Raw genomic sequence first — 26,759 nt, 5'->3', positions numbered from 1 at the left:
AGGGATCGACAGGTTCCTGACGATTATGCCATGATCCGATCGTCAGGTTCTTGACGATCGTACCGAAGGTTTCCATGACGACGCCTCCGACGTTGCCGAAGTCCAGGCAGCAGTTGATCCTCGCCGTACTCCTGTTGTCCTCGCTGCTGATCTGGCTGGACAACACCATCCTCACCGCCGCTTTCGAGACCCTGGCCGATCCGGTCCGCGGACTGGGCGCCAACCCCGCCCAGCTGCAGTGGGCCACCGGCTCGTACACCCTGGTCTTCGCCACCTTGATGTTCACCTCTGGCGCCCTGGGCGATCGCTTCGGGCACCGGACCGTGCTCGCCACCGGGATGGCGGTCTTCGCCGGCGCCTCGGTGTGGGCGGCGTACGCGGGCGACGCGGGCCAACTGATCGCCGCTCGGGCCGCGATGGGCATGGGGAGCGCACTGATCATGCCCGCGCAGATGGCCATCCTCATGTGGACCTTCAGCGGTCCCGCCCGGGCGACCGCGATCGGCATCTCCTCGACGTCCGCCGGCGTCGGAATCGCCGCGGGCCCGCTGCTGGCCGGCGTCCTCCTCGGCCACTTCTGGTGGGGCTCGATCTTTCTGGTCAACATCCCCATCGCGGTGCTGTCGCTGATCGGAATCGCCACGCTGGTCCCGAACTTCCGCAGCCCCACCCCGCGTCCACTGGACCCGGCCGGGCTGCTGCTGTCTATCAGCGGGCTCGCCTTCCTGGCCTACGGGCTGATCCACGCGGGGCAGGTGGCCTCCTGGAACCCGCTGTCGGTCTGGGGCTCGATCGCCGTCGGAGTGGTCCTGCTGACCGGCTTCGTGCTCGTCGAACTACGCCACCGGCAGCCCAGCTTCGACCCCCGGCTGCTCGCCCAGCGCGTGTTCGGCCTCGCCAACGTGGCGCTCGGGCTGCTGATGTTCGCCATGACCGCCGCCAGCTTCTACGGCGCTTTCTACCTGCAGGGCGCACGCGGCTTCTCGCCACTGCAGGCGGGCCTGGCGTTCGCCCCGACCGCGCTCGGGGCGATCGTGGGGGCGCCGCTGGGGGTCCGGCTGGCCCGCCGCTGGACGCTCCGCGTGGTCACCGCGACGGCGCTGACCACGGCGGGGCTGGCCATGGGCTGCAACATGCTCTTCGGACTGCACACCCCGCTGGTCTTCAACGAGATCGCCTACATGACCCAGGGCCTGTCGATCGGCATGGTGATCGGCCCGGTGACGGGGGGACTCATGAGCGCCCTGCCCCTGGAACGGGCCGGCGCCGGATCGGCCGTCATCAACACCGTGCGACAGACCGGCAGTCTGCTCGGGATCGCGGTAGGTGGCACGATCATGTCGATCACCTACCGGCACGCGATCGAAGGCTCCCTGCACGAGTACGCCGGCCCGGTGCAAGACCAGGCGCGGGTCTCCGCGGAAGGGGCCCGGCACGCTGCCATCACGATCCACCAGCCCGCCCTGGCGCACGCCGCCGATGACGCGTTCATCCACGCCATGCACGTCAGCGCCGTCTGGACCATGCTCATCGCACTCTCCGGAGCAGCCCTGCTGGTGACCGCCTTGCGTCCCACCCAAAAGCCCACTGCGGTTCCCCCGAGGCTCAGAAAGCTGCCGGACATGGCCGCCGACGGACAGTAGGAAGTCTTCGTAGCGGTCGCTGCCGGCGCAGTAGAGGGCGAAGCCCCACCTGCAAGTTGCGGCCCGTCGTGATCCGCTTCTCCCGATCGGCCTGCCTGCCTTGCGCGTTGCCACTGCCCGCCCGATAGCCCCGACCGCTGCCGAGCGCGAACGCCTGAAGAAGATGGCCTACGGCCACAAGACCGAGCACCGCCTGCGGATCCGCGCGCAGGTGGTACTGCACGCGGCCAGGGGCCGCTCCAACGCACGCATCGCCCGCGAGACGGGCCTGCACCTGGACACCGTCCGCTGCTGGCGGGGCCGGTTCGCCGAGCAGGGACTGGCCGGGCTGGCCGACCGCAAGCGCTCGGGCCGCCCGCCCGCGTTCACGCCACTGCAGACCGCCCAGGTCAAAGCCCTGGCCTGCCAGCTGCCCGCCGAGACCGGGGTGCCGCTGACGCGCTGGTCGTGCCCGGAGCTGGCCCGCGAGGCCATCGAGCGCGGTATCGCCACGTTCGTGTCGGCCTCCACCGTCCGCCGCTGGCTGGCGCAGGACTCGCTCAAGCCCTGGCAGCACCGCTCCTGGATCTTCATCACGGACCCCGACTTCGGCGCCAAGGCCGAGCGCGTGCTGGACCTGTACGCCCGCATCTGGCAGGGCCAGGTTCTGGGAGAGGATGAGTACGTCATCAGCGCCGACGAGAAGACCTCCATCCAGGCCCGCTGCCGCTGCCACCCCACCCTCGCCCCCGGCCAGGCCCGCGCGATGCGGGTGAACCACACCTACCAACGTGGCGGCGCGCTGGCCTACCTGGCCGCCTACGACGTCCACCGCGCGCAGGTGTTCGGCCGCACCGAACCGCGCACCGGCATCGACCTGTTCATGAACCTGGTCACCCGGGTCATGACCCAGGAGCCCTACGCCAGCGCCAAGCGCGTGTTCTGGATCGTCGACAACGGCTCCTCCCACCGCGGCCAGGCCGCCGCCGACCGGCTGACCGCCGCCCACCCGAACGCGGTCATGGTCCACACACCAGTCCATGCCTCCTGGTTGAACCAAGTCGAGGTCTACTTCTCGGTCATCCAACGCAAGGTCGTCTCGCCCAACGACTTCACCGACCTCACCCAGGTCGGGGACCGGCTCCGAGCCTTCGAGGACCGCTACAACGCCACGGCACAGCCATTCCAGTGGAAGTTCACCACCTCCGACCTGGACGATCTGCTGGCCCGGCTCGACCGACACACACTCGCCGACCGACAAGAAGAATCCTCCGTCGCCCTGGCGGCCTGATCAACCCCCGAAGGACTTCGAGAGCCGACCACTTAGCTCCTCGAGCCTCCGACGTGCGGAAACGCAACCGGCCGCAAGCCCCAACAGCCGCCGAATTCACTGGTGTTGGCACTGTTGGACGGGTAGATCCGAAGTTCCGCTCCGCCCAGTCCGACGTCAACGTCCCGGTTTCCGCCCCGGGTAGCGGATCACCCGCCCGTGATCGGGCCGAGGTAGGTGCCGCCGGAGACGTCGATGGTCTGGCCGGTCACCCAGCGGCCCTGCGGAGCCGCCAGGAAGCCCACCACATCTGCGATGTCCCCCGGCTCGCCGATCCGTCCGAGCGCCGTGACCGACTCAAGTCCGGCCACTGCCTCGGGAGCGCCGGTCCACCCGGCGGTCATGTCGGTCAGCACCACCCCGGGTTCGACCGTGTTCACGGTGATCCCGCGCCGACCCAGCTCGTTGGCGAGCGACGGGCTGAGGGCAGCCAGCGCCGCCTTGGTGACGGTGTAGCCGATCTGCATGGGATTCGCGATCCGGGTGGCCGCCGAGCCCACGTTGATGATCCGTCCGCCGTCCCGCAGCAACGGCAGCGCCCGCTGGATCACGAAGATCGGCGCGCTCACGTTGACAGCCAGAAGCCGCTCGAACTCCTCTTCAGTGAGCTGCCCGATCGAGCTGATCGAGTGGACGCCCGCATTGTTGACGAGGATGTCCAGGCCTTCCGCGCCGTGGTCCGCCAGCCCGGCGGTGAGCCCCTCGAACAACCGGTCCAGCGCACCGCTCTCACCGAACCTGGCCTGCACCGCGAACGCCCGCCCGCCGGCCTTGCCGATCAGCGCCACGGTCTCCGCGGCGGCCGCGTCGTTGCCACCGTAGTGGACCGCGACCAGCGCCCCCTCGGCGGCGAGCCGCAAGGCGACCGCGCGCCCGATCCCGCGCGAGCCGCCCGTTACCAGTGCGGTCCTGCCGTCCAGTTCGCCCACGATCGCCTCTCCCCTCCGTGTTGCCCCGGTCGAATCCAGGACCGGTCTCGAGTGAGTCCGAAGTTCCGTGCTGTCAAAGGGATGAAGGTGTCCAAGATCCTTTTGTGACGACCGCCCCGAACACCCTCTTGACCGCACTGTACGTGAAGGTCGATGACGAGATCGGAGGAACGCGATGGATGGGCCGCCCGCCCCGACTCATCGACGCCGAACTCGTGTGTCCCGCGGTCGCGCAGGCACTCCTCGGCTCGTCCAGCGTGAAAGTCCGCTGTCAATCCGAGAGTTCAAACCGGCATCGACCGGCCTGACCGCCATGGGCACGGACAGCGGTCCGGCCGTGCGACCGCCCGCCTCGGCGAGCGCGGCGGCCTCGGCCACAATAGGGGCTGACGGAAAGGGCGGTGGCGGTATGGCAGGTGTGGACGGGCCGGTCACGCTGCAGGGGATCGCGGAGCAACTGGGGCTGCACGTCTCGACGGTGTCACGGGTCCTCAACGGCAGGGCAGGCGTGCAGGACCGGGCGGCGTCCGGGGAGACGGCGCGACGGATCCGGGAGCTGGCCCGGGAATTGGGTTACCAGCCCAATCCCCACGCGACCAGTCTGCGCACCCGGCGCAGCAACCTGGTGGGAGTACTCTTCCCGCGTCTGTCGGAGATCGTGGTGGCCACCATCTACGAAGGCGTGGAGCAGGAAGCGGCCGAGCACGGGCTGTCGGTCTTCGTGACCAACACCCGCGACGATCCGGACGTACGGCGGGAGCGGATCGCCATGGTGCTGGGGCGCCGGGTGGACGGGCTGATCATCGGCGACGCGCATCTCGACGGTGCGGCACTGACCGACCCCGCGCTGCACGGTGTCCCGTTCGTACTGGTCAACCGCCGCACGGACGGGGACCATCCCGCAGTGACCTGCGACGACGTCCTGGGCGGGCGGCTGGCGGCCGAACACCTGCTGGGCCTGGGGCACCGCCGGGTCGGGGTGATCGCCGGGGAGCCGTTCGCCAGCACCGGAACGGACCGCGTGGCGGGCTTCCTGGAACGCTACCGGAAGGCCGGTCTGCCGGTGCCCGGCCACCGGGTGCGCCACTGCCGCTTCGACACCGTCGGCGGACGCCAGGCGGCCATGGACCTGCTCTCTCTTCCCGACAGGCCCACCGCGCTCTTCGCCGTCAACGACCTCGCCGCCATCGGCGCCATGGGCGCCGCCCGCGACCTCGACCTGCGCCCCGGCAGCGACTTCGCACTGGTCGGCTTCAACGACACCCCTCTCGCCGCCGAACTCCCCATACCGCTGACCAGCGTCCACTCACCCATGGCCGAACTCGGCCGCGCCGCTGTACGCCAACTCCTGCACCGCATCGCCGGCGAACCCGCCACCTCCCAACGCCTGCGCCCCGGGCTTGTCACCCGCGCCTCCAGCGGCGCACCCATCGGCCCTGCGCTCATCTGAGCTCGACTCTGTCGGGATTCCCTTTCACTTGTGTGTCAGCTGACTTATCGCCAGGATTTCGGGCGCGGGATCTCGCCGCGCTCCAGCGCGCTGTCCCTGATTTGCTCGTAGCTGGCGTTCCGATTGGAGCTCGATCCGCTTGCCCCTCACCCACTCCTACTGTTCGTGAGGGGCGCGTCCGCCCCGGACCCGTGAGACGAACCCGGCAGCTGGGGCGGGCATACCCGCTCTCACCCGTCCTGCCGCCCGCCGCACTTGGTGGGCGAGGGCGCCGAGGCAGTGGGCGGCCTGCTGCTGGAGGCTACGGGCCCGCGCCTCGTCGTCGAACCGACCGTGCGCCCCGAAGTCCTGGCACGAATCCACCGGGTGGTAGAGATTGTCCGGGTCGTCCGTGCGCCGTCTCTCGCCGGTCTGCTGGGAGTCGAAGCCCGTGCGCGCCAGGTAGCGGTCCAGTAGGGCGGGGGCTATCGCGTTGGCCACCAGGGTCGCCACCGTGCTGGCGCCGACCCAGTACTCTCGCCGACCGGGGTGGTCGGCCGCGTACAGCACGGCGCGCGCGGCGACCTCGGGCTGGTAGATCGGCGGCACCGGCTGCGCACGCCGTGGCAGGCGTGAGCGGACCCAGTCGAACTGCGGGGTGTTCACGGCCGGCATCTGCACCATCGTCGAACGCACCCGGGTGCCGGAGGCCAGGAGTTCGCAACGCAGCGCCTCGTGCCAGCCCTGGATGGCGTGCTTGGCGCCGCTGTAGGCACTCTGCAGGGGGATGCCGCGGTACGCGATCGCTGAGCCGACGTGCACGAGGACGCCATGGTCGCGCGGGAGCATGCGGCGCAGGGCAGCACGGGTGGCGTAGACGTAGCCCAGGTAGGTCACCTCGGTGACGCGCCGGAACTCCTCCGGGGTGATGTCGGTGAAGGGGGCGAAGACGGAGGTGAACGCGACGTTGACCCACACGTCGATCGGGCCCAGCTCGTCCTCCGCTTGCTGGGCGGCGGCTTCCACTGCCCCCGGGTCCGCGACGTCCGTCTCGATGGCGATCACTTTCGTGGCGCCGGCCAGCTCGGCCTCGCACACCGCCCCGTCCAGGCCGGCACGGCCTCGGGCGATCAGCGCGAGCCGGTCCCCTCGGGCGGCGAATGCGGTGGCGCAGGCACGTCCGATGCCACCGCTGGCCCCGGTGACCACCACTGTCCTGCCGGCGATTTCGTGAACTGTCATACGGTGCGCGTTTCCCCGACAGGCAGCGTCAAACGGGCGCGGCGGCCGTGCGAGGGGCGTGGGCGGACCGTAGCGTCGAAGACCGGCGAACGAGATTCGAGGGAGGCGGTTGATGCCGGCCGCAGCGCTTTTCGATGTCGACGGGACTCTGCTCGACACCAGCTACTGGCACACCATCGCGTGGACGGAGGCGCTCGCCCAGTTCGGCCATACGCCGGCGATGGCGCGGATCCACGGTGCGATCGGCATGGGCGGCGACCAGCTCCTGGACCACCTGCTCGACGACCGGCGTGACCGCGACGAGGACAAGGCGATCAGCACGGCGCACCAGGCGCTGTTCGCCCGGCTGTGGCCCAACCTGCGGGCCTTCGACGGCGCCGCCGATCTGCTGCGTGCACTGAAACGGCGCGGCTGGAAGATCGTCCTCGCTTCCTCCGCCTCCGCCAGGGACCTGGCAGTGATGCGCCGCGCCCTGGGTGCCGACGACGTGATTGACGCCGCAACCAGCGCGGACGACGTGGACGCCAGCAAACCCGCCCCCGACATCGTCCACGCCGCCCTGGCCAAGGCCGGCGTCGAGCCGGACCAGGCACTGTTCGTCGGCGACACCCCATGGGACGTGCAGGCCGCCGCCCGGGCCAAGGTGCCGTGCATCGCAGTGCTCTCCGGCGGCTTCGGCGAACAGGCCCTGCGCTCGTCCGGAGCCCTCGAGGTCCACACCAGCGTCACCGAGCTCCTGGCCCGCCTGGACGGCAGCGCGCTCGCGGACCCGGCCCGCTACGCGCCCGGATAGCCGCAGCAGCGTGAGGTGAGGTTCCACCCGCGGCCGTGGGCTCCATCGACCATCCCCGCGTAGGCTCAGGGGCGCCGACCGAGACCGGCGACAGCCGGGACCGCGAGGACGCTCGCCGCCGCGAGGAAGAGCCAGGGGAAGGACGGGCCAGCGGAGAGCAACGTGGTGAAGAGCAACGGCGCGGCCGCTCCGCCGAGCGTCCAGGCGAGTTGGAAGACCGCTTGGTAGCGTCCCTGGAACTCTTCCCGCGCCATGTCGACGCTGAGTTCGCTGATCGGCGGGGAACCCAGGATCTCCCCCGCGGTGAACGCCAGCATGGCCACGACCGCCGCAGCCGGGACCGTCCAGGTCGGCAGCGAGGCGAGCAGGGCGAAGCCGAGGAAGGCCACGGCGTTCAGAAGCGTGGCCGTGATGACGACTCGACTGGCCCGGTAGCGCTCTGTCCACCGCCCGGCGGGCGTCTGGACCACCGCGACGAGCGCGGTGTTGATCACGACCAGCAGGCCGACCAGCCAGGTTCCGGTCTTCAGGGTCTGGGTGACGTAGACCGCGAGCAGGACCGAGGGCACCAGCCCGGCCAGGACGAACGCCAGGTTGGCGGCCACCAGTCGGAGGTACGCCAAGTCCCGGAGCACGCTGAGATATCCGCCACGCCTGCGCGGCGCGCCGGGGGTCGCGCCGCCGGCCGCCGAGCCCTGCACGCCCGGTGTGGACACTCCGGTGGGGCGCCAGCTGCCGATGAGCCAGGCGGCCAGGACGAAACTCACCGCGTTCGCCACCACGACCGCGCGCAGCCCGGTCGTGCTCCCGATGCTGACGGCCATCGCGCCGCCGGCGGCTCCCGCACCCGCACCGACATTGCGCAGGGCTCGGGTGAAGGCGAACCAGCGCGTGCGCTCGCCGTCTTTCGCCGCCAGGACCACCAAGGAGCGGCTGGACGTCCAGTAGGCGCTCGCCCCGCACTGGACGACCACTACGGCGAGCACGATCGACCACTCGGAGCGGCAGAGCAGGTAGAGGACGTAGCCCAGCGCCGAGATCAGGTTCCCGCAGACCACCACCCGCCGCGGCCCGTAGCGGTCGATCATCGTGCCGACGAGAGCGGGCGCGGGCATGGCCAGGATCCGGCCGAGCGTGAGCGCCGCGCCGACGTAGACCAGTGACAGCGTGGTGGTGCGGGCGAAGAAGATCACCGGGAACGACATCATCAGGCCGTTGCCGAGGCTGTCGATCGCATTGGCCGCGACGAACCGGCCGTTCCCGCGCAGGTCGGGGAGGCCGAGGCGGTCCGCGAGCCGGTACTGGCGCGCGACCGCGCGCGCCTCGCCGGAGTGCGTGGTCATGGGCGGATCCTTGTGTGAACGGGCAGGTGGCAGCAGTCGTTGAAGGACCGCAGTGAACCGGTGCCCCGGCCGTCATAGCGGATGACGGTGAGGGAGGCCGGGGAGAGCTCCATCCGGAACGGCGCCTGCGCCGAGCCCCCCAGCGCCTCGCCCACCAGGACCTTGATGGGTCCGACATGGCTGACGACCAACACCGTGCCGCCGCGGTGGCGACCAAGGATCGCGTCCCGCGCGGCGGTCACTCGACGCGTCATGTCACGGAAGCTCTCGCCGGACGGCGGAGCGGCGGTCTCGTCGCTCTTCCAGGCGGCCAGTTCGGCCGGCCAGCCGGAGGCGACCTCGTCGTGGTGCAGCCCTTCCCAGAGGCCGAAGTCCATCTCGCGAAGCCGCTCGTCGATGGTCACCGGCCGGCTCAGCGCCCGCGCACAGTACTCGGCGGTGGCCTGCGCCCGGCGAAGCGGCGATGAGACGATCGCGTCGACGCTGTGAGCCGGGTCGACGCTCTCGTCCGCGCGGCCGTGGGCCAGGTGACGGGCGACCGCTTCGCCTTCCGTCCGGCCGAGGGCGCTGAGTCGGGGATCGGCGCCCGATCCCGAGAACAGCTTGCGCGGGGTCAGCTCGGTCTGGCCGTGCCGGAGCAGGAGCAGCGTCGTGCCGGGCCCCTCCTCCGTCGACCAGCCCCGGGCTCGGGAGGCCGCCGCGAACGCTCGCCCCTTCATCGCGCCGCTTCGGCAGGGGTGTCGGGGTACTCGGAGTCCCGCCGGTTCCCGATCTCGCTCACGCCCAGGGATTCGGCGAGCCTGCTGATCGCGGTCCGCAACTGGCTCTGCAGTTCGGCTTGATCGTCGCCGGTCCCGAGCGCGGCACCGGCCCGGTGCCAACTGGCCTCGGGGAAGGGGATGGTGCGTCCCTCCCTGATGCTCTGCCAGACGGTCTCCACCAACGGCAGGCCGGCCAGCAGCGGGGCTGTCTCGGCGAACCGGTGGACATAGCCGGAGGCGATGAGGAAACGCACCGCGGCATGGCGGTGCCCGCCGCCCGCCGGGTCCTGCGCGAAGACCGGCTCACCCAGCGCGAGTCGGGCCTGGACGGTGTACGGGTTCCAGCCACGGGCTCGGCGGACCAGGTCCATGATGTGGCCGCCGCCCGGCCGGGCCGCGAACTCGATGTTGACCAGTTCCTCGCCGCGGATCCGGTACTCCGCGTGCAGGAAGGCGTCCTGCACTCCGTGGGCGTCGACCAACTGCTGGACCGCCGCTCGTGCCACCGCATCCAGTTCGTCGCTCGGCGCGACCGCGTGGCCGCGCTCCAGGAAGAACTCCGGCCCGGCCAGCTCCTTGCGGGTCACCGCGAGGAGCTGCACCCGGCCTCCCTGAACGGCGGTCTCGACGCTGATCTCCGGGCCGTCGACGAACTCCTCGGCGATGCACCGGCCCGAGCCGCTGTAGACCACGGCCCGTTCCCAGGCCCGGGCAGCCTCCTCGGCAGTGCGCACGATCCGCACCGAAGCGCTTCCGCCGCTGTCCACCGGTTTGACCACGAGCGGCCCGGCGGACGTCGCCTGGAAGGCCAACAGCGCATCGAGTGAGGTGACTTCGGCGTTGCGGGGGACGGGCAGTCCCGCCTTCTGGAGTGACAACCGCTGAAGGTACTTGTCGCGGGCGAGGGTCGAGGCCCTGCTGCCCGCGTGCGGCAGGCCGGCTCGCTCGGCGATCAGCGGGGCCACCGCCGCGCACTCCTCGGAGAGTGTGACCACGCCGTCGTGCTCCTTGGCCGACCGCACCAGAAAATCAGCGAGTTCGGAGTCGAACTGCGGATGCCCCGGGTGCGCTCGGCGGACATCTACGGCCAGGAAGCGGTCACACAGGAACTCGTACCGCGGCTTGGAGAAGCCGTCGGCGAGGGTGAGCTGCAGGCCGTCGCGAATCCAGGTCGCGAAGGCGGACTGGTGGCCGTCGCCGGCACCGAGGACGAGAAGTCGTTTTACTGCCATGGGGGTTGTCTCCAGTGGTCGAGATCGGGATGTCCCAGCCGGTTCTCACTGGCTCGGTGCGGCTCTCCCGGGAAGTGCGGTGATGCGCAGGTCCTGGCCCATCGGTTTGGTCTCCAGGACATCGAGACGGACGCCGTCCGCCAGGGTGGCGATGCCCGCGTCGGCCAGCACGCTCGGGCCGGCCCCGAGCAGGAGCGGTGCCACATAGCCGACGATCTCGTCCACGAGCCCGGCGCGGAGCAGTGCCGCGGCGATCCTCGGCCCGCCTTCCACCAGGACCGAGTGGATGCCACGGGCGTACAACTCCTCCAGAGCGCGGGAGACGTCCGCACCACTCTCCGCCGTTGCGGGAACCGCGATGCGGTGCACCCGCTCGGGAAGATGGGCAGCGGAGGCGGCGTCCGTCAAGAGGAGCAGGGTGGGAGCGGACTCATCCCAGATCCGGGCATCGGCCGGCAGGTCCGCCGCGGAGCCGGCGAGAACGACTCGGGCCGGGGGCGTCCCCCGTACCCCGTGCCGCAGCCCCAGGTGCGGATCGTCCGCACGCACGGTGCCCGATCCGACAAGCACCGCATCGTGGACGGCCCGCAGCTCGTGTGCGTCCCGACGGGCCTCCACTCCCGTGATCCAACGCGAGGTGCCGTCCACCGCGGCGGCGCGGCCGTCCAGGGTGCCGCCGAACTTCCATGTCAGATAGGGGCGTTGCTTGGCGACTGCGTGCAACCAGAAGCGGTTCGCGCGCCGCGCCTTCGTCTCCAGTACGCCGCCGACTACGGAGAGTCCCGCCGCGCGCAGGTAGTCCGCGCCACCCGAGGCGATCGGGGTCGGGTCCGCGACCGCGTACACGACTCGGCGGATTCCGGCCGCACGTAGAGCATGGGCGCACGGGCCGGTCCGGCCGACGTGTGCACACGGTTCCAGCGTCACCACGGCGGTCCCGCCGAACGCGCTGCTCCCGGCCCGCCGCAGCGCGACGGCCTCGGCGTGCGGACCGCCGGCGAACTCGTGCCGTCCTTCCGCCACCGGCACACCGCTTCGGTCGAGGATGACGCAGCCCACTGTGGGGTTGGGCGTGGTCGCCCCCAGATTGCTCCCGGCCAGTTCCACCGCCCGCCGCATGGCGCGCCGTTCCTCTGCCGACACCCGCGGGACGATCGTCACGAGGAGACCTCGACACGCAGCATGCGCACGCACCTGGTCAGCTCGGCCGCCTGCTGAGCTCCGGCCGCGCGCATGGCCGCGCCCGTCACCGCTGCCATCGCAGCGGTGACGGAGGGGCGGTTGGGACTTCCGTTGACAAGCAGTGCTCGCATGGGCACGGGGGACCTTTCTGGCTGCGGGGCGGATTGTTCACTCGACATACCGGGGCATCTCGATCGCGTGGTTGGTCACCTGCGCCTTGGTCTCGAGGTAGTGGCGGTTGTAGGGGGTGATGTGGACCCCCGTGGGGACGCGCTCGAGGACGTCGACTCCGTAGTCGCGGAGCTGGCGGACCTTCTCCGGATTGTTGGTCAGCAGCCGTACCCGGGCGGCGTCCAACGCCTGGAGCATGTCCGCGGCGACCCGATAGTCGCGCGAGTCCGCCTGAAGGTCGAGACGCTCGTTGGCCTCGTAGGTGTTCAAGCCCGCGTCCTGCAGGACGTAGGCATCGATCTTGTTGTAGAGGCCGATTCCGCGCCCTTCCTGGCGCAGGTAGAGCAGATAGCCGCCGGCCTTGTCGATCTCGCGAAGCGCCTCGCCCAGCTGTGGGCCGCAGTCACAACGGGCGGAGCCGAGCACATCGCCGGTCAGGCACTCGGAGTGGATTCGCACCAACGGCTCGGGGTTGCCGCGGTAGTCGCCGAGCCCTATCGCGACGTGTTCGCCGTCGTCGCCCAGCCCGGCGAAGCTGAACACGTCGGCTTCGAGCCACTCGCCGAGCGGCGTCTTGAGCGGGACGTGCACACGTGCCCGCACGGTGCATCGTGCTTCAGTCGTGTCATTGCGGATGTAGACGGCCATGGTGGTGCCAGCCTTCTCGGTAAGGGCGGGTTGTCAGTGGTGGTGGTGGTGATTGCGCCGCGGACTTCAAGAGGTGACGTGCGGCTTAGGGAAGGTCAGATGGTGATCACCGGGGCGTAGTGGCCGAGTTCGGCCTCCCAGGTCCCGGCCAGTCGCCGATTGGCCGAGACGACCGGGGCGGGTGCGCCACCGTACCCACGGTTGTTCGGAATCGCCCACAGGGGTGAGAGTTGTGCCCCGCGCAGCGCCTTGGCCCGGGAGGACGAGGTGCCCAGATGGAGCCGGCGCAACCCCTGTGAGCGGTATGCGTCCTGGATCGGCTCGTAGAAGACCAGTGAGAAGTACTCAGCGGCACCGTGGAGCCGGTCGTAGTCGAATCCGGTGGCGCGGATCCAGCACGTGCCCGCGAACTCGTAGCAGAGGCTGAAGCCGACCATGTGCTCCCCGAGGAAGCATCCGATGACGGTTCCCGTGTCGCCCAAGCCTTCGGCCTGGGCGCGCAGCAGTCGCCGCATCGGCTCGGGAGCCGCGGAGTGGCCGTACTTGCCCTGCAGTTCGGCCAGCAGTCCGCCCGTCTCCTGCCAGCACTCGGAGAGTTTCAGTCGGCGCACCTCGTAGCCGGCCTCGCAAAAGCGCCGCCGTTCCCTGGAGATGACGACGCGGCGCTTGCTCGGCAGGGAGCGCAGGTAGGAATCGAAGTCCGCGCCGGGCAGAGCGATAGCCGCATCCAGCTTCTGCAGGTGCGCGACTTCGGCTCCGGTAGCCGCCTTCAACTCCGCGGCGACCTCGTCGCGGACGTACAGCCACCACGCTTGTTCGGCCTCGTACGCATGGACGAGTTCCTCGACGGTCTGCACCAGGAGCCGGAGGCAGTCGGCGCGGTCTTCCGGAGCGAGTTCGGAGTCGAGGAGCGGAGAGTTGTGGTAACCGCGTCGAGCCCCGGCCACCACGAGAGGCTTCGCCTCAGCGACCCCGGTGAGCTGCTCATGTGGCCGATAGCCGGGGTTGAGCTCGGATTCCACGAGGTAGACGGGGGTCGCGGCCACGAGCCGGGCATTCGTATCAGTCACCAGGACATAGCGGGCCGTGGCGGTGGTGCTGTCCTCCTCGTGGCGCAACCAGCGGTGGCTCAGGTAGAAGCCCGCGTCGCCGGCGATCCGGTCCCAGGCGTCCGCATCGACGTCGTCCAAGCTGCGTGTGACGGTGACCTTCATGCCACGCCCACCGGCTTCCGCTCCGAAGAGTCGCCGAAGCCGGCCACCAGCTTCCGCGCCGTCTCCGCGGCCTGCAGGTGCGGTACGAGCGAGATCGCGCCCGTGCGTTCCAGGGACACGGCCAAGGCGGCCAGGGCGTCGGCATCGGCAGCTCGGACGAAGCCGCGCGCTCGATATCCCTCGACGACCGGGTGCACCCAGCCACCGGCCTCGGCCACGGCCGCGACAGCGGCCGAAGCCGACTCGTCGTCGGGCAGCATGAACTCGGCGGCCAGCATCGGCACGGCCGCTCCGGCAGGGGGGCCGCTCGCAAGCGCGCAGTCGACGGAGGAGAAGCCCCGACTGGTCCAGTGCAGCAGCGTTGCCCACGAGGTCCGCGGATTGCATTCGAGCACCACGACATCGCCGTCGTCGGTGCAGACCAGGTCGAAGTCCGCGATGCCCTGGTAGTTCGCTGCGGCGAGCATGGCCTCGGCCGCCTGGAGGAGGCGGACGGGCGGCGCGCAGGCGGGCGCGACTCGGGGCCGGTGAAGCGGGTGCCGGTCGTCGTCGGTACGTCCTTTGACGCTCCAGCCGGTGGCGTGGCAGGTGCCGTCGGCGAACCGCACGGTCTCCAGCGAGCACTCGACTCCCGCGACGAACTCCTCGACCACGACGTGCGTGCCGTAGCGACGGCCGAGCTCCCGGGCGGCCGCCAGGGCCTCGGCACCGGTGCCGACGCGCGCCTGCTGCTGGCCGGCCCAGGCCAGGGCCCCCTTGACCACGACACCGGCGGTTGAGCTTTCGCCCAGCCGTCGCACCGCTTCGGCTCCGCGCTCCCGGCCCGCCTCCGAACTCCAGACCGCGCCTGGAGCGACGCGGACCCCGGTCTCCATGGCCAAGGCCCGGGTTGCCCCCTTGTCCAGCAGGAGCCGCGTGGCCGCTGCGTCGTAGCGTCCGGCCGCTTCGGTGAGGCAGGCGGCTTCCAGCGCCGCTGAATCGGGCTCGGCTGTGATCACCACAGGTGCGGCCGAGCGTGTCAGGACAGCGCACGCCCGGTCGGCCACAGCTGCCACGCCTGCCGGATCCGCCGGGCCTGTCGCGGGCAGGAGCCAGTGCTGCTGCGCGCCGACGGCGCGCGCCTCGCGCAGCAGCTCGGGGTCGTCGGGGGCGACGACGAGCACCTCCATGCCGAGGGAGGTCGCTGTGTGCACCGCAGATCGCCATAGCGGACGGCCGAGCCGACGCGGGCTCCCGAAACGGACCAGGGTGCCCTTCACGAGGTGGCAACCCGGGCTGTGCCGTGGGCCTCGTTCCAGCCCATGTCCATCAGGACATGCACGTGCGGCGGACGGGTGGTGGCCTGCTCGGCGGTGACCCCGGCGAGCACGGCGAACACCCCGAACGCGAGGACGACGACAAAGGTGCGGGTTCGAGACTTCATCACGGCTCTTCCCTCTGCTCTGCTTCTCGGGCCGGTGAACGCTTTGACTCCGACCGATCGCCATCCTGTGGCGTATCAATGTCATGTTCAAAGAGCTTCTGAACTGCGCACATGTACATTTCTTAGTTGTGAAGCCGACACAGACCTGTTTAGAAACGGACAATTGCCCGCAGAGCGATGGCATCTGTATAGAGGCGCTGGAGTGCTACGAGCGCGCGCTGGCCGGTGAGGGAATTCGGACCAGCGACGTGCCGCCGTGCCTGGCTGCTCTCGGCATGATGGTGGAGCGCGACGACGTGCCCGGACTGTCGCAGGCTCTGCCGCCCACCGTCGGGGCGTTGGCCTCCCTGCAGCCGCTGGACGACCAGCTCGCCGAGATCAAGCGTCGGCGAGCCACCGTACGGGCGGCCCTGTCGGTGTACGAGAGCGTGTACGCGCAGTTCCAGGCCGGCAATCGGATCGACATCAGCCTGCTCTCCGGCAAGCCCGTGATCGACCGGGCCCTGGACGCGGCCGCCCTGGCGTGTCGCAGTGAGTTGCTGACGGCGCAGCCGGGCGGGGGTCGCCCCGTCGAGGTCCTGGAAGAGGCGGTCGCCCGCGAGCAGGCCTTCGCGGATCGGGGGGTGCGCCGCAGGACCCTCTATCAGCACACCGTGCGCTTCCACCAGCCGACGCTCGCTTATGCGCAGCGCGTCACCACCGCGGGGGCCGAGGTCCGAACCGTCCCGGAGGTCTTCGAGCGGCTCATCGTCATCGACCGGGAGGTCGCCTTCATTCCGGTGGGCGAGATCCGCAGCAGCGCGGCACTGGAGATCCGGCATCCCGGCCTCATCCGGTACCTGGTCCTGATGTTCGATCACATGTGGGAACGTGCCACGCCGCTGGATCCGGCCGCGCGCGAGGAGCAGCAGCGCCACGTGGCATCCGTGCTGTCCGACATCCAGAGCGCCATCCTCACCCACGTCGTCGCGGGTGAGACGGACGACGTCATCGCGCGCCGGCTCGGCATGAGCCGGCGCAGTGTGGTCGAGCACGTCCGCAAGGTCTCGAAGCAGTTGGGCACCAACAGCCGTGCGCAGTTGGGCTACGTGCTCGCGAAGTCGGGATTGCTTAACAGGTGAGGCTATTGTCCACTTCTGTAAAGATCTGTCTCGGCTTCACAACTAAGAAATGTACATGTGCGCAGTTCAGCAGATCTTTGAACGGGAGGTTGATACCCCACAGGATGGCGCTCGGTCGGAGTCGAAGCGTTCACCGACCGAAGAGGAATCCGCCACTACCAGGGTCTGGTTCCCGGGCTGCCGAATTCAGGAATCCCTGACATCGCAGCAGCCAGACGTACACCCAGGAGCGACGATGGACCCGACAGTGAAGTTCTCCGGCAGCGGCCCGACCGTCATGGACTGGTTCGCTTGGACTGACGTCCCCGCCGGCCAGGTAGCGATGGGAACACCGCTGGACGAGATCGACGAGGTTCTTGCCGGCTTGCCGGACTTGGACGTGCGCAGGGCCTGGTTCGTGAAGGAGACACCGCGCCACGTACGCCAGGTCGCGGCCTTCCTCATCACCACGCACCTGGTGACCAACGCTCAGATGCGCGAGTTCACCCGGCGCACCGGATACGCCTGGCAGCCCATCGCGGCCGACGACCACCCGGCCGTTGCCGGTCACGACGACGCCGTCGCGTTCGCGGCATGGCTGGCAGAGCGGTCGGGACTTGAGATCACCCTGCCCTCCGAGGAGCAGTGGGAGCGCGCCGCTCGCGGAGCGGACCTGCGGGAGTACCCGTGGGGCGATCACTTCACTCCCAACCATGCCAACATGGACCGCCACAGCCTTGGCACCACCGCCCCGGTCGGCAGCTACCCCAAGGGAGCCAGCGCCTTCGGCCTGCTCGACATGGCGGGCAACCTCGACGAGTGGACCGCTACGGAGTACCACCCGTACCCGGGTGGCGGACCGGAGGTACCGGTCGAGGAGACGCACGCGCTGAGCCGTTTCGTCACCCGCGGCGGAGGCTGGAACCACTGTCGCGACGCCGGGCGCTGCGCCCGCCGGCACGGCGTCTACCAGGCGCCCGCCTTCGTCGGGTTCCGACTGTCCGTCACCCGCTGACGGGGTCCCGGCCAGGAGCCGGTCAAGGCTTCGCATCCGGCTCCGGCAACCCCGCCGATGCCGCGCGGCCAGGCGCTCGCGGTGCGAGGGTGCGCGCCATCGACGCCGGGGCCCGAGCCAACCCGCACAAGCAGCGGCACCTGGACGTCAGGGCCGCCCACGCGGACACATAACCAACCTGGAGGTCCTACCTCATGATGCGCCACCGCGGACCGATCAGCGGCGTTGCCGCGTTCAACGACATGTACGTTGCCACCGCGGGCTACGACAACCAGCTCATTCTCTGGGAGGCGCCGACCAAGAGTCCGATAGCCCGGGTCACCCACGACCACCTGGCCAACCAGGCCGCCTTCAGCCCTGACGGCCGCTTCCTGCTGAGTTCGTCCAGCGACTACACGGCACGCCTGTGGACCGTGCCGGATCTCAAGCTGGTCGCCGTGCTCGCCGACCAGCGGGACGACGTGGAGATGTCGGTCTTCCATCCGCACAAGGAACTCATCGCCACCGCCTCCCGTGACCACAACGTGCGCGTGTACGACTTCACCGGCGCGCTGAAGGCGGTGTTCACCGGACACACCGCCGACGTGATTTCGGCCGAATGGGACGCCCAACGCGATGAACTGATCTCCTCCAGCGACGATGGCACCATCAAGCGCTGGTCGCTCCGGACCGGAGGACTGATCTCCGAGATCGACCTGCAGGGTGTGGAGACCGATACCGTCGCCATCACCCGTGACGGCACCATTTACGCCGGCAACGACGACGGGGAGATCATCACGGTCCACGCCTCGGGGACCAGCACCGAGCCGGCGCACGAGGCCGGGATCAAACGCCTCGTCTACAACGCGGCCCTCCGGATTCTGGTCAGCCTCAGCTACGACCGCACGCTGCGCCTGTGGGACACCCGTGACGGGCTCACCCCGGCGGGCTCCTCCTCCCTGCCCTCCGACATCTGGCCCCGGTCCTGCGCCTTCCTCAACGAGTCGACGCTGATCTTCGCGACCTTCGGCTCGTCCTACGCGACGTATGACATTCCGTCTGACACCTGGAACCTGGACGGCATCGAGGCGACCCCCGGTGTGAACGCCGTCGCCACCGTGGACGGCAGGACGCTCACCATCGGGGACGCCGGGCTCCTGTGGAGCGACGGTGTGCCACACACCGAGGTCGGCAGTCTGTGCAACTTCCTGGTCCAGGTCGGCGACAGGGTGCTGACCGGAGGTCAGATGGGCGTCGTCTTCGACGCACTGACCGGTGAGGTGCTGTACCGCCACCGTTCGCCGCTCAACTGCGGTGCCGCCTTCGAGCGGGACGGCATCCCGCATGTCGTCCTCGGCGCATACACCGGCGAAGGGCTGGTCTTCTCTGTCCGGAGCGACGGGACCGTGGTCCACGAAGCCACCCTTGAGCTCCATGAGAACGCCGTGAAGGGCGTGGCCGCCTCCGGAGGGAGGATTTTCGCGGTATCCGCAGACGCCGCCGCCGCCTGGTTCTCCACTGACACGCTCGAGCTCCAGCACCGGGCCGACGCCGCCCACGACAAGATCGCCAACGGCTGCGCAGCGCTTGGCGCGCTGGGCTCCTTCGCGAGCGTCAGCCGGGATCTCAAACTCCGCCTCTGGGAGGGTTACACCGCGACCACGCTGGACACCCCGCACGACCACTCGATCAAGTGCGTCGCGGCCTCCGATGACGGCCTGCTGGTCGCCACCGGCGCGTACAACGGTCTGGTCGCGGTGTACAACACGGCGTCTCGGACCTGGTCGGCCGTCCAGCGCCCCACCACTGCGGGCATCTCGTCGCTCCACTGGGACGCCACCGCCGATCGCTTCCTCGCCGGGTCGTACGACGGCACCGTCTACTCGATCACCGGCTGACCCGCCACCGCCCCACCCGGCGGCTCCCGGGGGTGCCCACGTGCGCTTGGGAGCCGTCGGCTGTCCGGTCCGCGCGAAGGCGCGAGAATACGCACTCTGGCCAGAAGAACGGAGTACACGATGTTTGCCGCTGTCTACCGCTGGCGCGTGCACCCAGGCGAGGAGGCCGCCTTCCAAGAAGGCTGGGAGCGGCTCTCGATCCGGGTCCAGAAGGAGTTCGGCAGCCTGGGCTCACGGCTGCACCGCTCCCCCGACGGCACCTACATGTCCTACGCCCGCTGGCATCACGAGTCGGACCGGCTCGCCTATCGGGATCACTACCGGGTGGACCCGATCGGGTTCCGGCTGATGCACGGAGCGATCACGGAAGAGCTGCCGTCCGAGGAGTTCACCATTGTGGGAGATCTCCTGGACGATGCGGGGCTGCTTCCCGTCGGGCTGTTGGTGGACGGCGAAGTCGGTCGGGCGCAGATCCGATGAGGGTGCTGTCGACCACCCAGGCCTGCTGAGCGGCAAGCTGCTTCCCGCCGCCCAGCTCGACGAGATGACGACCACCGTTCCCGAAAACCCGGCACAGTCGACCGGGAACGGCTATGGGCCGGGGCTGCGCAAGATCCTCTTCCCGTGCGCCATGTGGGGCCACGACGGCCAGGCCGCCGGCTACTCCAACGAGGCCTGCGCCGAAGCCGGCGGCCGACGCACCGACGCCGTCCTCCCCATCGTCTCTGGACGGCAGCGCACTCGCGGACCCGGCCCGCTACGCGGCCCCGATAGCCGCAGCAGCGTGAGGACACATCCGACGCAGGCTGCACAGCCTTTCCCTGGAGCAGCCCATGACAGTACCGCACGGCGGCCTGACGCCACCGCGACCGGGTGGTGCCACGTGATCGGAGCACCCGCCGGACCACACCTCGGCTGCTCATGCGTTCTCAGCGGCCTGTGGAAGGCCCGTGCAAGCGGTCCCGAACGCGGTCCATCACTCCCAGCTCCGGTGGCGGAAGGCGGTCCGGCGGAGCCGCCCCGAGGTGTGGTCGAGGCCGGGTCCTGGCTCTCTCCTTGGTATCCCTTGCCATCGCCCCCAGGCTCTCCAGTTCGTCGGCCTCCACAGTCCCGCGGAGAGCTGGGAACAGTTGGGCTTCTTCCGCGTGCGCATGGCCGGTCACCTGCTCGGCCAAGCGGGCGCCCAGGCGATCGAAACCTGCGGAGGTGGCGCTGAGTCTCGAGAGTTGCCACAGCAGATCCTCCACGCCGGCATGGTCCGCCAGTTCCTCACGGACGATGGCGTCACCGTCCGGCAGAACGCGACGGACCACGGGGTAGAGATGGGTCTCCTCCACTACCGAGTGACGGACCAGCGCGGTGGTCACCTTGTCGATGATCTCCTTTCGCTCGTCGTCGCCGAGAGGAAGACCGGAGATACGGCTGAACTGGACCTCCACACCTCGGTGATCCGCGGTCAGTTCCTCAAGGATGTCTCCTCCGTTGCCCATGGCCGGTACTCCTCGATTAGTCCACGTCTCGCCCTTGGCGCCTGCCCACATTGTGTCCGGGCTAACTTTCGTCATCCTGGGAACAGGTACCGACCGTTCGCCTCCAGAACCCGGAGCAGCCCGACCGCCACCGGTTCCCAAGACTCCGGACGCCAGGATCGTCCGCGGGCAGCCCGGATCTCCGATTCGCTGCCGGAGCTGATGCGGCGTGGCGCGCAGACGGCGTCCTCGCGCATGAGCGGCGTCCGCCCGGTGTGAAAACGGACTTGCCGGGCAGCCGCCTGGATGGGCCGGTTACCCGAGATCACCACTGACGTGGGCGGCCGGACCAAGTCGTGGCGAAGAGGAGGACGTCATGGCCGTCAGACACGTGCTGATCAAGCGACCGCCGGATCAGGTGTGGCGGGTGCTCGGCGATCCGACGCGGTACGCGACCTGGGTACCCGGGACGAGGCGAACCCGGCCGAGCGGCGGAGACTGGCCCGATGTCGACGCCAGCCTGCACTACACGCTGGCAGCAGGGCCGTTCCGGTTGAGCGGCCGCACCGTCGTGCGGATCTGCGAGCCGTTGCGCCGCCTGGAGCTCGAAGCGTATGCCGGCCCGCTGGGCAGCGCGCGGATCGCTGTCGAGCTGGTGCCCTGGGGTACGGACACGGTCGTCATCGTGGACGAGCATCCGCTGCGGGGTGTCGGTGGGGGCCTCCACATAGCGCCGACCGACCTGCTGCTCCACCTGCGCCACCGCCGGATGCTGGCCCGCCTGTCCCGGGCGGTGGAGGAGACGTCACCTGGCACCGTTGCACCGGCCCGGGAGCACCCGCGGCAGACCACGGCCTCCACCCCAGGAGGCGCGGCATGACCGACGACGCCGTCGTCATCGGTGCCGGACCGAACGGCCTGGTCGCGGCGAACGTGCTCGCGGACGCGGGCTGGCAGGTGGAGGTCCTGGAGGCCCAGGACCGCCCGGGCGGCGCCGTGCGCAGCGACCGCGGTGTCCATCCCGACTATGTCAACGACCTGTTCAGCTCCTTCTATCCGCTGGCGGCGGCCTCACCGGTGATCGAGGGACTCCATCTGTCGGAGTACGGACTGGCCTGGAGCCACGCTCCGCTGGTGCTTGCGCACCCGTTGCTCGAGGGCCGGTGTGCGCTGCTTCATCGCGGCGAGGCGGCGAACACCGAGGTGTTCGAACGCGTCTTCGGCGCACGGGATGCTCATGCATGGCAGCGGCTGTCACAGACGTGGCGCGAGCTGGATCCCTGGCTGATCCGGGCGATGTTCGCGCCGTTCCCGCCCGTACGCGCCGGCCTCGCGCTCGTCGCCCGGCTGCGCGCCGCGGGCGGGCTGCGCTTCGCCCGGTTCGCAGCGCTGCCGGTGCGGCGACTGGCCCAGGAGGAGTTCGCCGAGGCCGGCCCAGGACTGCTCCTGGCCGGCTGCGCGCTGCACGCCGACTTTCTGCCGGAGTCCCCGGGCAGCGGCCTGTTCGGTTGGCTGATGGCCATGCTGGGGCAGCAGTACGGCTGGCCGGTGCCGGTAGGCGGCGCCTCGGCACTGAGCGGCGCGCTGGTGCGCCGGCTGCAGGCCCACGGCGGCCGGGTTCACTGCAACGCCCGGGTTACCGAGGTCGTCGTGCGCTCGGGCCGCGCGGTCGGCGTGCGGACCGCGGACGGCGACGGCGTGGTGGCGCGCCGTGCTGTCCTCGCCGACGTGTCCGCCCCGCAGCTCTACGGCCGACTGGTCGGCGAGGAGCATCTGCCGGACCGGTTTCGTGACGATCTTCGACGGTTCCAGTGGGACTTCTCCACGGTCAAGGTCGACTGGGCGCTGGACGGTCCGATCCCGTGGACCGCGACGGATGCGGCCCGGGCCGGCACCGTCCACCTGGGCGCGGACTTGGCGGAGTTGAGCGACTACGCGCTCCAGGTGGCCAGCGGCCGGATCCCGGCCCGGCCGTTCGGGCTGCTCGGTCAGATGACCACTGCGGACCATACCCGGTCACCGACGGGCACCGAGTCCGCGTGGATGTACACCCATGTCCCACAGCGCGTCCTGGACGACCTCGGAGCGGAGGGCATCAGCGGCCGCTGGGACGAACGCGAGAGCGATGCCTTCGCCCGGCGGATGGAGCAGCAGGTGGAACGGTTTGCTCCAGGCTTCCGCAAGCGGGTGGTCGGGCGGCGCGTGCTCACCCCACCGGTGCTGGAGTCGCTGGACGGGAATCTGGTCGGCGGAGCCATCAACGGTGGTACCGCTGCTGCCCATCAGCAAGCCGTATTGCGACCTGTGCCCGGCACCGGTCGACCCGAGACCCCCGTGAAGGGACTCTATCTGGCGTCCTCGTCCGCCCACCCCGGTGGAGGCGTGCACGGAGCGTGCGGCGCGAACGCGGCCCGGGCGGCGCTACGCGGGCAGTATCCGGTGACCGGCCGACTGCTCAGCCCCGTACTGTCGGCTGCGCAGCGTGTACTGTCCGGCCCGGGTAACGGGTGACGGGTAACGGGTAACGGGTGACGGGTGACGGGTGAGGAGACAGTGCCGCACAGTGCGGGTTGCCTGTCGCCGTCACGGGCACAGGATGGATATGGATAGGGAGCCTGCCGGAGTGTTCGGGAGGGCCGATGAATCGTGTGGAAGTCTTTGTGCGCCGGATCGACCGCTTCCAGCAGCGCCATGCCGTAGCTGGGATACCGTTCGCGGTCATTCAGAAGTTCGGCAACGATCAGGCTGGCGGCAAAGCCACCATCATCGCCTACTACGGGCTTTTCGCGATCTTTCCTCTGCTCCTGGTCTTCTCCACCATCCTCGGTTTCGTCCTGAACGGGGATCCCGCTCTGCAACAGCGACTGGTCAATTCCGCGCTGGCCGACTTCCCGATCATCGGTAGCCAGTTGCGCAACGCGGCGCACCCGATGCAGGGCAGTCCCCTGGCGCTCGCGGTCGGCCTGGCCGGGGCGCTCTACGGCGCGCAGGGGGTCGGTCAGGCCGCGCAGAACGCCATGAACACGGTGTGGAACGTGCCTTTCAAGGAGTGGCCGGGATTCGTAGGCCGTCGGGTGCGAGGATTCGCGATCCTCGTGGTCCTGGGGCTCGGGGTTCTGCTGTCGAGCGCCCTGGTCGGATTCGCGCCCAGATTCGGGCCGCTGGCCGGCGCGTGGACCTGGGTCGCGTCAACGATCGTTAACTTCGGTGTCTTCCTGGCTGCCTTCACGATGCTCACCGCTGCCACCGTACGGGTGCGGGACGTGCTCATCGGGGTGGCGGTCGCCACCGCGTTCTGGGAAGTGCTGCAGGCGGTGGGGAACGTGTACGTCCGCCACGTCATCAGCCACGCCGCCGACGTGTACGGCTTCTTCGCGATCGTGATCGGCCTGCTGACCTGGGTGTTCACCGGAGCTCGACTGACCCTCCTGGCGGCGGAGATCAACGTCGTCCTGCGCTACCGGCTGTGGCCGCGTTCTATGACCCAGCCGCCTTTCACGTCGCAGGACAAGGACGCGTTCGCCCTGCTCGCGAAGATGGAGGAACGCCGACCGGAGGAGACGGTCGAGGTGACCTTCAGCGCCGAGGCCGACCGACAGCCGCTCGACCTACCGGCCGCACCTGCTCCGCCTCCCGCTGCCACCGATCGGGCAGAGGAGCCCCCTCGCTGACCCTCCGCCGCATCGCCCGTACCGGATACGGGTAACGTCAACGGCCAGGAGAACAGAGCTGATTGCCCGTCGGGATCGCTGCGGGTGTCCAGGAATCTACGGTCTTCCCCATCAGTGCCGGAGTGAGAGCTGCGCGGGCCCACCGCTTCTAGTCAGGAGGTGGAAGCAGGGTGCCGAGGGGGCCCAGGTCCAGATTGAGGTCCTGCATGGTCAGGTCGTATCGCGCGCAGAGGTCACTCATTCGGTCGTGGAGGGCCATGAGGGTGGCTCCGAGCGTCTCCTCCTGCTCTTCGCTGAGTTCGCCGGTCTCGACGCGGTGGAGGGCTTGGCGCTCCATGAGCTGGCGCAGGAGTTCGACGACGGTGAGGACGAGTTTCATCAGGTCCCGTTCGACCGTTTCCGGGTTCGTGGTGATCCTTCGCAGCCGCTCATGTGGACTTCCGGGGTCTGTGGGGAGGCTCTGCGGTGTGGCCGGCAGGAGGCGGAAGGCGCGAGCAGCCGCCTGCGCCACCTCTTCGAAGCGGCTGGGAGATTGGCGGGCTTCACCGGTCATGGCTGTCGTCTCCGCGACGGGGCGCTGAGCGCCTGGGGGGCGGGATTGTGCTCACTGACGGACACGATCAGCGCGCGCAGCGAGATACGCACGAGGTCGATGTCCGCGATGGACAGCACGAGGTCACCGGTGAGGACCACACCGCCGCTGAGCAGCCGGTCCAGCAGGTCAATGAGCGCGACCTGGCGTTGCGGCACGGCCGTCTCGGGCCGGGCGGGCAGGAAGTCGGTCGTCGTCATGGCGCTCCCTCCTCCTGCAGAGCGGCGAAGGAGTAGGGCACCCACGGCCCCGTGACGTCGACGCGGACTCCGGCCAGACTCTCGGTCGAGTGCAGGATGTCGGCCCGGAACGAATCCGCCCGGTCCAGTGGCACGAGGTAGGCGTCGTTGCAGACGTTCACACCCGGTCCGACTGCCAGTTCTCCTTCCTGGGGCCGGTGGCGGACTCGGTCGACGGCATAGACACGGGCCACAGCCTCGATACGCTCAGCGGCACGCTCGGCCGCCCGGAAGGCATCCTGGCGCGAGTCCTTCTCCGCCCGGCGTTGGCGCAGGTAGGCACGTCCCGGGCTGAGGTCCGGGCTCGGTGTGGGTGCGATCGGCGGCGCGTCGATGTAGAGCTTGACGCCCCACTCCACGTGACCGGCCAGACGGCAGAGCTGGCCGAGGAACACGTCCCACCGGTTGTCGAGCACGGCCCGCACCCGGTTGTCGTCGAGGTACACCGTCGCCAGGCGCAGCGGGAGGACAGTGGTGCACGCCGCGATCGCCTCGATGACGCGGTGGTGGGCGCGGGCGAGTGCCTCCAGCCACTCGAGGTCCTCAAGATGGCGGCTGAGCGCGGCCTCGTCGAAGTCTTCCTCCGGTACCTGGCTCACGGCGGCCACCACGCCGCCATGAGCGGTGTGCACGAGGTGCACTGGGGCACCGCTGACGCCGACGAGGCCGTCCACGGTCTGCCGCAGGGCGTCGGCGTTCTGTGCGACGGCATACGTGTAGGTGAGCGAGCCGGCGGTCATGACTCATCTCCTGTGGTGGGCCGGGGCCGGGGCTCCGTTCGCTTCACGTGGGAAAGACGACTGACAGCCGTGGAACGCTCATCGATGTCCTCCGCCGACGGCAGAGCGGCCGCACCGTTGCGAAGAGCCTTGATCTGTGCACGCAGGCGCCGGTTCTCGTCCTCCAGCGAGGACTCACCACTGGCGCGGGAGGAAAGGGAGGGGTCGTGCTCCCACCAGTCGATGCCCATCTCCTTGGCCTTGTCCACAGAAGCGATCAACAGGCGCAGTTTGATGGTGAGCAGTTCGATATCGAGGAGGTTGATCTGGATATCGCCGGCGATGACGACACCCTTGTCGAGGACTCGTTCCAGAATGTCGGCGAGATTGGCCGAGGACTGACCATAGGGTGGTGCAGCCCGGGAGGGAAGCGAACTGAGGCGGTTGGCGATGGGTTCAGTCACGGCCTCTCACCTCATCTCCCTGACGGTGCGTTGGATGTGGTCACATGTCGTTGTGCTTGTGGGCTCTGATTTCGTCGAGCCGGTCCAGCAGTTCGTCTTCCCGCTGGTTGAAGGTTTCTTCGTCGATGTCTCCTGCCAGGAGTGCATTTTCGAGTGCAACGAGTTCCTGTTGGATGGGCACGGGGTCGTAGTACTCGTCTTCGGCCGCTTCGACTACGCGTTCCAGTACCCATATCGTGCCGCGCACGGGAGCGACTGGTAGAGCGAGGATCTCGGTGAACAGTCCCATGGAAT

General features: G+C 69.4%; 28 protein-coding genes and 1 pseudogene. 12 read left to right on the top strand and 17 right to left on the bottom strand.

The window, feature by feature from the left end:
• The first annotated feature begins 74 nt into the window (after window positions 1-74).
• Entirely contained in the window at window positions 75-1,643 is a 1,569-nt protein-coding gene (locus ACSMTC_RS35635) for an MFS transporter (RefSeq protein ID WP_436563871.1), read from the top strand.
• A 100-nt stretch (window positions 1,644-1,743) separates the two neighbouring features.
• Window positions 1,744-2,913: an IS630 family transposase gene (locus ACSMTC_RS35630; RefSeq protein WP_436563870.1), complete on the top strand. Its 1,170-nt coding sequence runs from the start codon at window positions 1,744-1,746 to the stop codon at window positions 2,911-2,913.
• A 188-nt stretch (window positions 2,914-3,101) separates the two neighbouring features.
• Here the strand turns inward: ACSMTC_RS35630 and ACSMTC_RS35625 are convergent, their stop codons facing one another.
• Window positions 3,102-3,881 carry an SDR family NAD(P)-dependent oxidoreductase gene (locus tag ACSMTC_RS35625; protein ID WP_436563869.1) on the bottom strand — a complete coding sequence of 260 codons (780 nt, stop codon included), beginning with the start codon at window positions 3,879-3,881 and terminating at the stop codon, window positions 3,102-3,104.
• A 104-nt stretch (window positions 3,882-3,985) separates the two neighbouring features.
• On the opposite strand from ACSMTC_RS35625, the pseudogene ACSMTC_RS35620 reads away from it, so the two are divergent.
• Both ACSMTC_RS35620 and ACSMTC_RS35615 read left to right on the top strand, forming a co-directional pair.
• Window positions 3,986-4,138: pseudogene (locus tag ACSMTC_RS35620) on the top strand (IS982 family transposase); the annotation flags it as partial.
• A gap of 152 nt (window positions 4,139-4,290) precedes the next feature.
• Window positions 4,291-5,331, top strand: a complete 1,041-nt coding sequence (locus ACSMTC_RS35615; RefSeq protein ID WP_436563868.1) for a LacI family DNA-binding transcriptional regulator — start codon at window positions 4,291-4,293, stop codon at window positions 5,329-5,331.
• A 156-nt stretch (window positions 5,332-5,487) separates the two neighbouring features.
• On the opposite strand, the gene ACSMTC_RS35610 is transcribed toward ACSMTC_RS35615, so the two are convergent.
• On the bottom strand, window positions 5,488-6,552 hold the full coding sequence (locus ACSMTC_RS35610) for an SDR family oxidoreductase (protein ID WP_436563867.1): 1,065 nt from the start codon (window positions 6,550-6,552) through the stop codon (window positions 5,488-5,490).
• A gap of 112 nt (window positions 6,553-6,664) precedes the next feature.
• Here ACSMTC_RS35610 and ACSMTC_RS35605 point away from each other — a divergent pair, with 112 nt between their 5' ends.
• Entirely contained in the window at window positions 6,665-7,345 is a 681-nt protein-coding gene (locus ACSMTC_RS35605) for an HAD family hydrolase (protein WP_436563866.1), read from the top strand.
• A 65-nt stretch (window positions 7,346-7,410) separates the two neighbouring features.
• Here ACSMTC_RS35605 and ACSMTC_RS35600 read toward each other — a convergent pair whose 3' ends face one another.
• The 9 genes from ACSMTC_RS35600 to ACSMTC_RS35560 all read right to left on the bottom strand — a co-directional run bounded on the left by ACSMTC_RS35600 (window position 7,411) and on the right by ACSMTC_RS35560 (window position 15,319).
• Window positions 7,411-8,688: an MFS transporter gene (locus ACSMTC_RS35600; protein WP_436563865.1), complete on the bottom strand. Its 1,278-nt coding sequence runs from the start codon at window positions 8,686-8,688 to the stop codon at window positions 7,411-7,413.
• The gene (locus tag ACSMTC_RS35595) at window positions 8,685-9,407 is read right to left on the bottom strand and encodes a histidine phosphatase family protein (protein ID WP_436563864.1); all 723 of its coding nucleotides are present in this window, start codon (window positions 9,405-9,407) and stop codon (window positions 8,685-8,687) included. The genes ACSMTC_RS35600 and ACSMTC_RS35595 overlap by 4 nt, the downstream gene beginning before the upstream one ends.
• A complete protein-coding gene (locus tag ACSMTC_RS35590) occupies window positions 9,404-10,681 on the bottom strand; it encodes an ATP-grasp domain-containing protein (RefSeq protein ID WP_436563863.1) in 1,278 nt (425 codons plus the stop codon). Before ACSMTC_RS35590 ends, ACSMTC_RS35595 begins: the two co-directional genes overlap by 4 nt.
• 45 nt (window positions 10,682-10,726) lie before the next feature.
• On the bottom strand, window positions 10,727-11,800 hold the full coding sequence (gene ribD, locus ACSMTC_RS35585; protein WP_436564902.1) for a bifunctional diaminohydroxyphosphoribosylaminopyrimidine deaminase/5-amino-6-(5-phosphoribosylamino)uracil reductase RibD: 1,074 nt from the start codon (window positions 11,798-11,800) through the stop codon (window positions 10,727-10,729).
• Window positions 11,801-11,838: 38 nt separating this feature from the next.
• Window positions 11,839-11,994 carry a hypothetical protein gene (locus tag ACSMTC_RS35580; protein ID WP_436563862.1) on the bottom strand — a complete coding sequence of 52 codons (156 nt, stop codon included), beginning with the start codon at window positions 11,992-11,994 and terminating at the stop codon, window positions 11,839-11,841.
• 37 nt (window positions 11,995-12,031) lie between these two features.
• The gene (gene ribA, locus ACSMTC_RS35575) at window positions 12,032-12,682 is read right to left on the bottom strand and encodes a GTP cyclohydrolase II (RefSeq protein WP_436563861.1); all 651 of its coding nucleotides are present in this window, start codon (window positions 12,680-12,682) and stop codon (window positions 12,032-12,034) included.
• Between the two features lie 95 nt (window positions 12,683-12,777).
• A complete protein-coding gene (locus tag ACSMTC_RS35570) occupies window positions 12,778-13,872 on the bottom strand; it encodes a peptidogalycan biosysnthesis protein (RefSeq protein WP_436563860.1) in 1,095 nt (364 codons plus the stop codon).
• Window positions 13,873-13,892: 20 nt separating this feature from the next.
• Window positions 13,893-15,089, bottom strand: coding sequence for an ATP-grasp domain-containing protein (locus tag ACSMTC_RS35565; protein WP_436563859.1), 1,197 nt, complete (start codon window positions 15,087-15,089; stop codon window positions 13,893-13,895).
• A gap of 62 nt (window positions 15,090-15,151) precedes the next feature.
• Window positions 15,152-15,319 (bottom strand): hypothetical protein, encoded by a 168-nt coding sequence (locus ACSMTC_RS35560; protein ID WP_436563858.1) that lies wholly within the window; start codon window positions 15,317-15,319, stop codon window positions 15,152-15,154.
• Window positions 15,320-15,447: 128 nt separating this feature from the next.
• Here ACSMTC_RS35560 and ACSMTC_RS35555 point away from each other — a divergent pair, with 128 nt between their 5' ends.
• The 4 genes from ACSMTC_RS35555 to ACSMTC_RS35540 all read left to right on the top strand — a co-directional run bounded on the left by ACSMTC_RS35555 (window position 15,448) and on the right by ACSMTC_RS35540 (window position 19,791).
• A complete protein-coding gene (locus ACSMTC_RS35555; RefSeq protein WP_436563857.1) occupies window positions 15,448-16,440 on the top strand; it encodes a LuxR C-terminal-related transcriptional regulator in 993 nt (330 codons plus the stop codon).
• Between the two features lie 235 nt (window positions 16,441-16,675).
• Window positions 16,676-17,434, top strand: a complete 759-nt coding sequence (locus ACSMTC_RS35550; RefSeq protein ID WP_436563856.1) for a formylglycine-generating enzyme family protein — start codon at window positions 16,676-16,678, stop codon at window positions 17,432-17,434.
• 194 nt (window positions 17,435-17,628) lie between these two features.
• On the top strand, window positions 17,629-19,311 hold the full coding sequence (locus ACSMTC_RS35545; RefSeq protein ID WP_436563855.1) for a WD40 repeat domain-containing protein: 1,683 nt from the start codon (window positions 17,629-17,631) through the stop codon (window positions 19,309-19,311).
• Between the two features lie 120 nt (window positions 19,312-19,431).
• The gene (locus tag ACSMTC_RS35540; RefSeq protein ID WP_436563854.1) at window positions 19,432-19,791 is read left to right on the top strand and encodes an antibiotic biosynthesis monooxygenase family protein; all 360 of its coding nucleotides are present in this window, start codon (window positions 19,432-19,434) and stop codon (window positions 19,789-19,791) included.
• Between the two features lie 449 nt (window positions 19,792-20,240).
• On the opposite strand, the gene ACSMTC_RS35535 is transcribed toward ACSMTC_RS35540, so the two are convergent.
• On the bottom strand, window positions 20,241-20,801 hold the full coding sequence (locus tag ACSMTC_RS35535; protein WP_436563853.1) for a hemerythrin domain-containing protein: 561 nt from the start codon (window positions 20,799-20,801) through the stop codon (window positions 20,241-20,243).
• Between the two features lie 355 nt (window positions 20,802-21,156).
• On the opposite strand from ACSMTC_RS35535, the gene ACSMTC_RS35530 reads away from it, so the two are divergent.
• The 3 genes from ACSMTC_RS35530 to ACSMTC_RS35520 all read left to right on the top strand — a co-directional run bounded on the left by ACSMTC_RS35530 (window position 21,157) and on the right by ACSMTC_RS35520 (window position 24,451).
• A complete protein-coding gene (locus tag ACSMTC_RS35530) occupies window positions 21,157-21,660 on the top strand; it encodes an SRPBCC family protein (protein ID WP_436563852.1) in 504 nt (167 codons plus the stop codon).
• On the top strand, window positions 21,657-23,291 hold the full coding sequence (locus ACSMTC_RS35525) for a phytoene desaturase family protein (protein ID WP_436563851.1): 1,635 nt from the start codon (window positions 21,657-21,659) through the stop codon (window positions 23,289-23,291). The genes ACSMTC_RS35530 and ACSMTC_RS35525 overlap by 4 nt, the downstream gene beginning before the upstream one ends.
• A 128-nt stretch (window positions 23,292-23,419) precedes the next feature.
• Window positions 23,420-24,451 carry a YihY/virulence factor BrkB family protein gene (locus ACSMTC_RS35520; protein WP_436563850.1) on the top strand — a complete coding sequence of 344 codons (1,032 nt, stop codon included), beginning with the start codon at window positions 23,420-23,422 and terminating at the stop codon, window positions 24,449-24,451.
• A gap of 148 nt (window positions 24,452-24,599) precedes the next feature.
• Here the strand turns inward: ACSMTC_RS35520 and ACSMTC_RS35515 are convergent, their stop codons facing one another.
• From ACSMTC_RS35515 to ACSMTC_RS35495, 5 genes are read right to left on the bottom strand one after another with little or no spacing between them, the layout of a single operon-like run.
• Complete coding sequence (locus ACSMTC_RS35515; protein ID WP_436563849.1) at window positions 24,600-25,004, bottom strand: gas vesicle protein K; 405 nt, start codon at window positions 25,002-25,004, stop codon at window positions 24,600-24,602.
• On the bottom strand, window positions 25,001-25,243 hold the full coding sequence (locus ACSMTC_RS35510) for a gas vesicle protein (RefSeq protein WP_436563848.1): 243 nt from the start codon (window positions 25,241-25,243) through the stop codon (window positions 25,001-25,003). The genes ACSMTC_RS35515 and ACSMTC_RS35510 overlap by 4 nt, the downstream gene beginning before the upstream one ends.
• Entirely contained in the window at window positions 25,240-26,022 is a 783-nt protein-coding gene (locus ACSMTC_RS35505; protein WP_436563847.1) for a GvpL/GvpF family gas vesicle protein, read from the bottom strand. The genes ACSMTC_RS35510 and ACSMTC_RS35505 overlap by 4 nt, the downstream gene beginning before the upstream one ends.
• A complete protein-coding gene (locus ACSMTC_RS35500; RefSeq protein ID WP_436563846.1) occupies window positions 26,019-26,465 on the bottom strand; it encodes a gas vesicle protein in 447 nt (148 codons plus the stop codon). Before ACSMTC_RS35500 ends, ACSMTC_RS35505 begins: the two co-directional genes overlap by 4 nt.
• Before the next feature lie 40 nt (window positions 26,466-26,505).
• Window positions 26,506-26,754 carry a gas vesicle protein GvpG gene (locus tag ACSMTC_RS35495; protein WP_436563845.1) on the bottom strand — a complete coding sequence of 83 codons (249 nt, stop codon included), beginning with the start codon at window positions 26,752-26,754 and terminating at the stop codon, window positions 26,506-26,508.
• Window positions 26,755-26,759: the final 5 nt, after the last annotated feature.

Source organism: Kitasatospora sp. HPM-01-4 (assembly GCF_051374625.1).
Lineage (GTDB): Bacteria > Actinomycetota > Actinomycetes > Streptomycetales > Streptomycetaceae > Kitasatospora.
Note: the sequence above shows the minus strand (reverse complement) of the source record. Positions and strands in the feature narration are given on the sequence as shown.

Bases quoted from the DNA above. Each gene is read 5' to 3' on its own strand.
- ACSMTC_RS35635 (WP_436563871.1), top strand. From the start codon at position 75: ATGACGACGCCTCCGACGTTGCCGAAGTCCAGGCAGCAGTTGATCCTC.
- ACSMTC_RS35580 (WP_436563862.1), bottom strand. From the start codon at position 11,994: ATGCGAGCACTGCTTGTCAACGGAAGTCCCAACCGCCCCTCCGTCACC.
- ACSMTC_RS35590 (WP_436563863.1), bottom strand. From the start codon at position 10,681: ATGGCAGTAAAACGACTTCTCGTCCTCGGTGCCGGCGACGGCCACCAG.
- ACSMTC_RS35605 (WP_436563866.1), top strand. From the start codon at position 6,665: ATGCCGGCCGCAGCGCTTTTCGATGTCGACGGGACTCTGCTCGACACC.
- ACSMTC_RS35495 (WP_436563845.1), bottom strand. From the start codon at position 26,754: ATGGGACTGTTCACCGAGATCCTCGCTCTACCAGTCGCTCCCGTGCGC.
- ACSMTC_RS35525 (WP_436563851.1), top strand. From the start codon at position 21,657: ATGACCGACGACGCCGTCGTCATCGGTGCCGGACCGAACGGCCTGGTC.
- ACSMTC_RS35615 (WP_436563868.1), top strand. From the start codon at position 4,291: ATGGCAGGTGTGGACGGGCCGGTCACGCTGCAGGGGATCGCGGAGCAA.
- ACSMTC_RS35515 (WP_436563849.1), bottom strand. From the start codon at position 25,004: ATGACCGGTGAAGCCCGCCAATCTCCCAGCCGCTTCGAAGAGGTGGCG.
- ACSMTC_RS35610 (WP_436563867.1), bottom strand. From the start codon at position 6,552: ATGACAGTTCACGAAATCGCCGGCAGGACAGTGGTGGTCACCGGGGCC.
- ACSMTC_RS35540 (WP_436563854.1), top strand. From the start codon at position 19,432: ATGTTTGCCGCTGTCTACCGCTGGCGCGTGCACCCAGGCGAGGAGGCC.
- ribD (WP_436564902.1), bottom strand. From the start codon at position 11,800: ATGCGGCGGGCGGTGGAACTGGCCGGGAGCAATCTGGGGGCGACCACG.
- ACSMTC_RS35600 (WP_436563865.1), bottom strand. From the start codon at position 8,688: ATGACCACGCACTCCGGCGAGGCGCGCGCGGTCGCGCGCCAGTACCGG.
- ACSMTC_RS35560 (WP_436563858.1), bottom strand. From the start codon at position 15,319: ATGAAGTCTCGAACCCGCACCTTTGTCGTCGTCCTCGCGTTCGGGGTG.
- ACSMTC_RS35595 (WP_436563864.1), bottom strand. From the start codon at position 9,407: ATGAAGGGGCGAGCGTTCGCGGCGGCCTCCCGAGCCCGGGGCTGGTCG.
- ACSMTC_RS35550 (WP_436563856.1), top strand. From the start codon at position 16,676: ATGGACCCGACAGTGAAGTTCTCCGGCAGCGGCCCGACCGTCATGGAC.
- ACSMTC_RS35505 (WP_436563847.1), bottom strand. From the start codon at position 26,022: ATGACCGCCGGCTCGCTCACCTACACGTATGCCGTCGCACAGAACGCC.
- ribA (WP_436563861.1), bottom strand. From the start codon at position 12,682: ATGGCCGTCTACATCCGCAATGACACGACTGAAGCACGATGCACCGTG.
- ACSMTC_RS35535 (WP_436563853.1), bottom strand. From the start codon at position 20,801: ATGGGCAACGGAGGAGACATCCTTGAGGAACTGACCGCGGATCACCGA.
- ACSMTC_RS35520 (WP_436563850.1), top strand. From the start codon at position 23,420: ATGAATCGTGTGGAAGTCTTTGTGCGCCGGATCGACCGCTTCCAGCAG.
- ACSMTC_RS35530 (WP_436563852.1), top strand. From the start codon at position 21,157: ATGGCCGTCAGACACGTGCTGATCAAGCGACCGCCGGATCAGGTGTGG.
- ACSMTC_RS35545 (WP_436563855.1), top strand. From the start codon at position 17,629: ATGATGCGCCACCGCGGACCGATCAGCGGCGTTGCCGCGTTCAACGAC.
- ACSMTC_RS35510 (WP_436563848.1), bottom strand. From the start codon at position 25,243: ATGACGACGACCGACTTCCTGCCCGCCCGGCCCGAGACGGCCGTGCCG.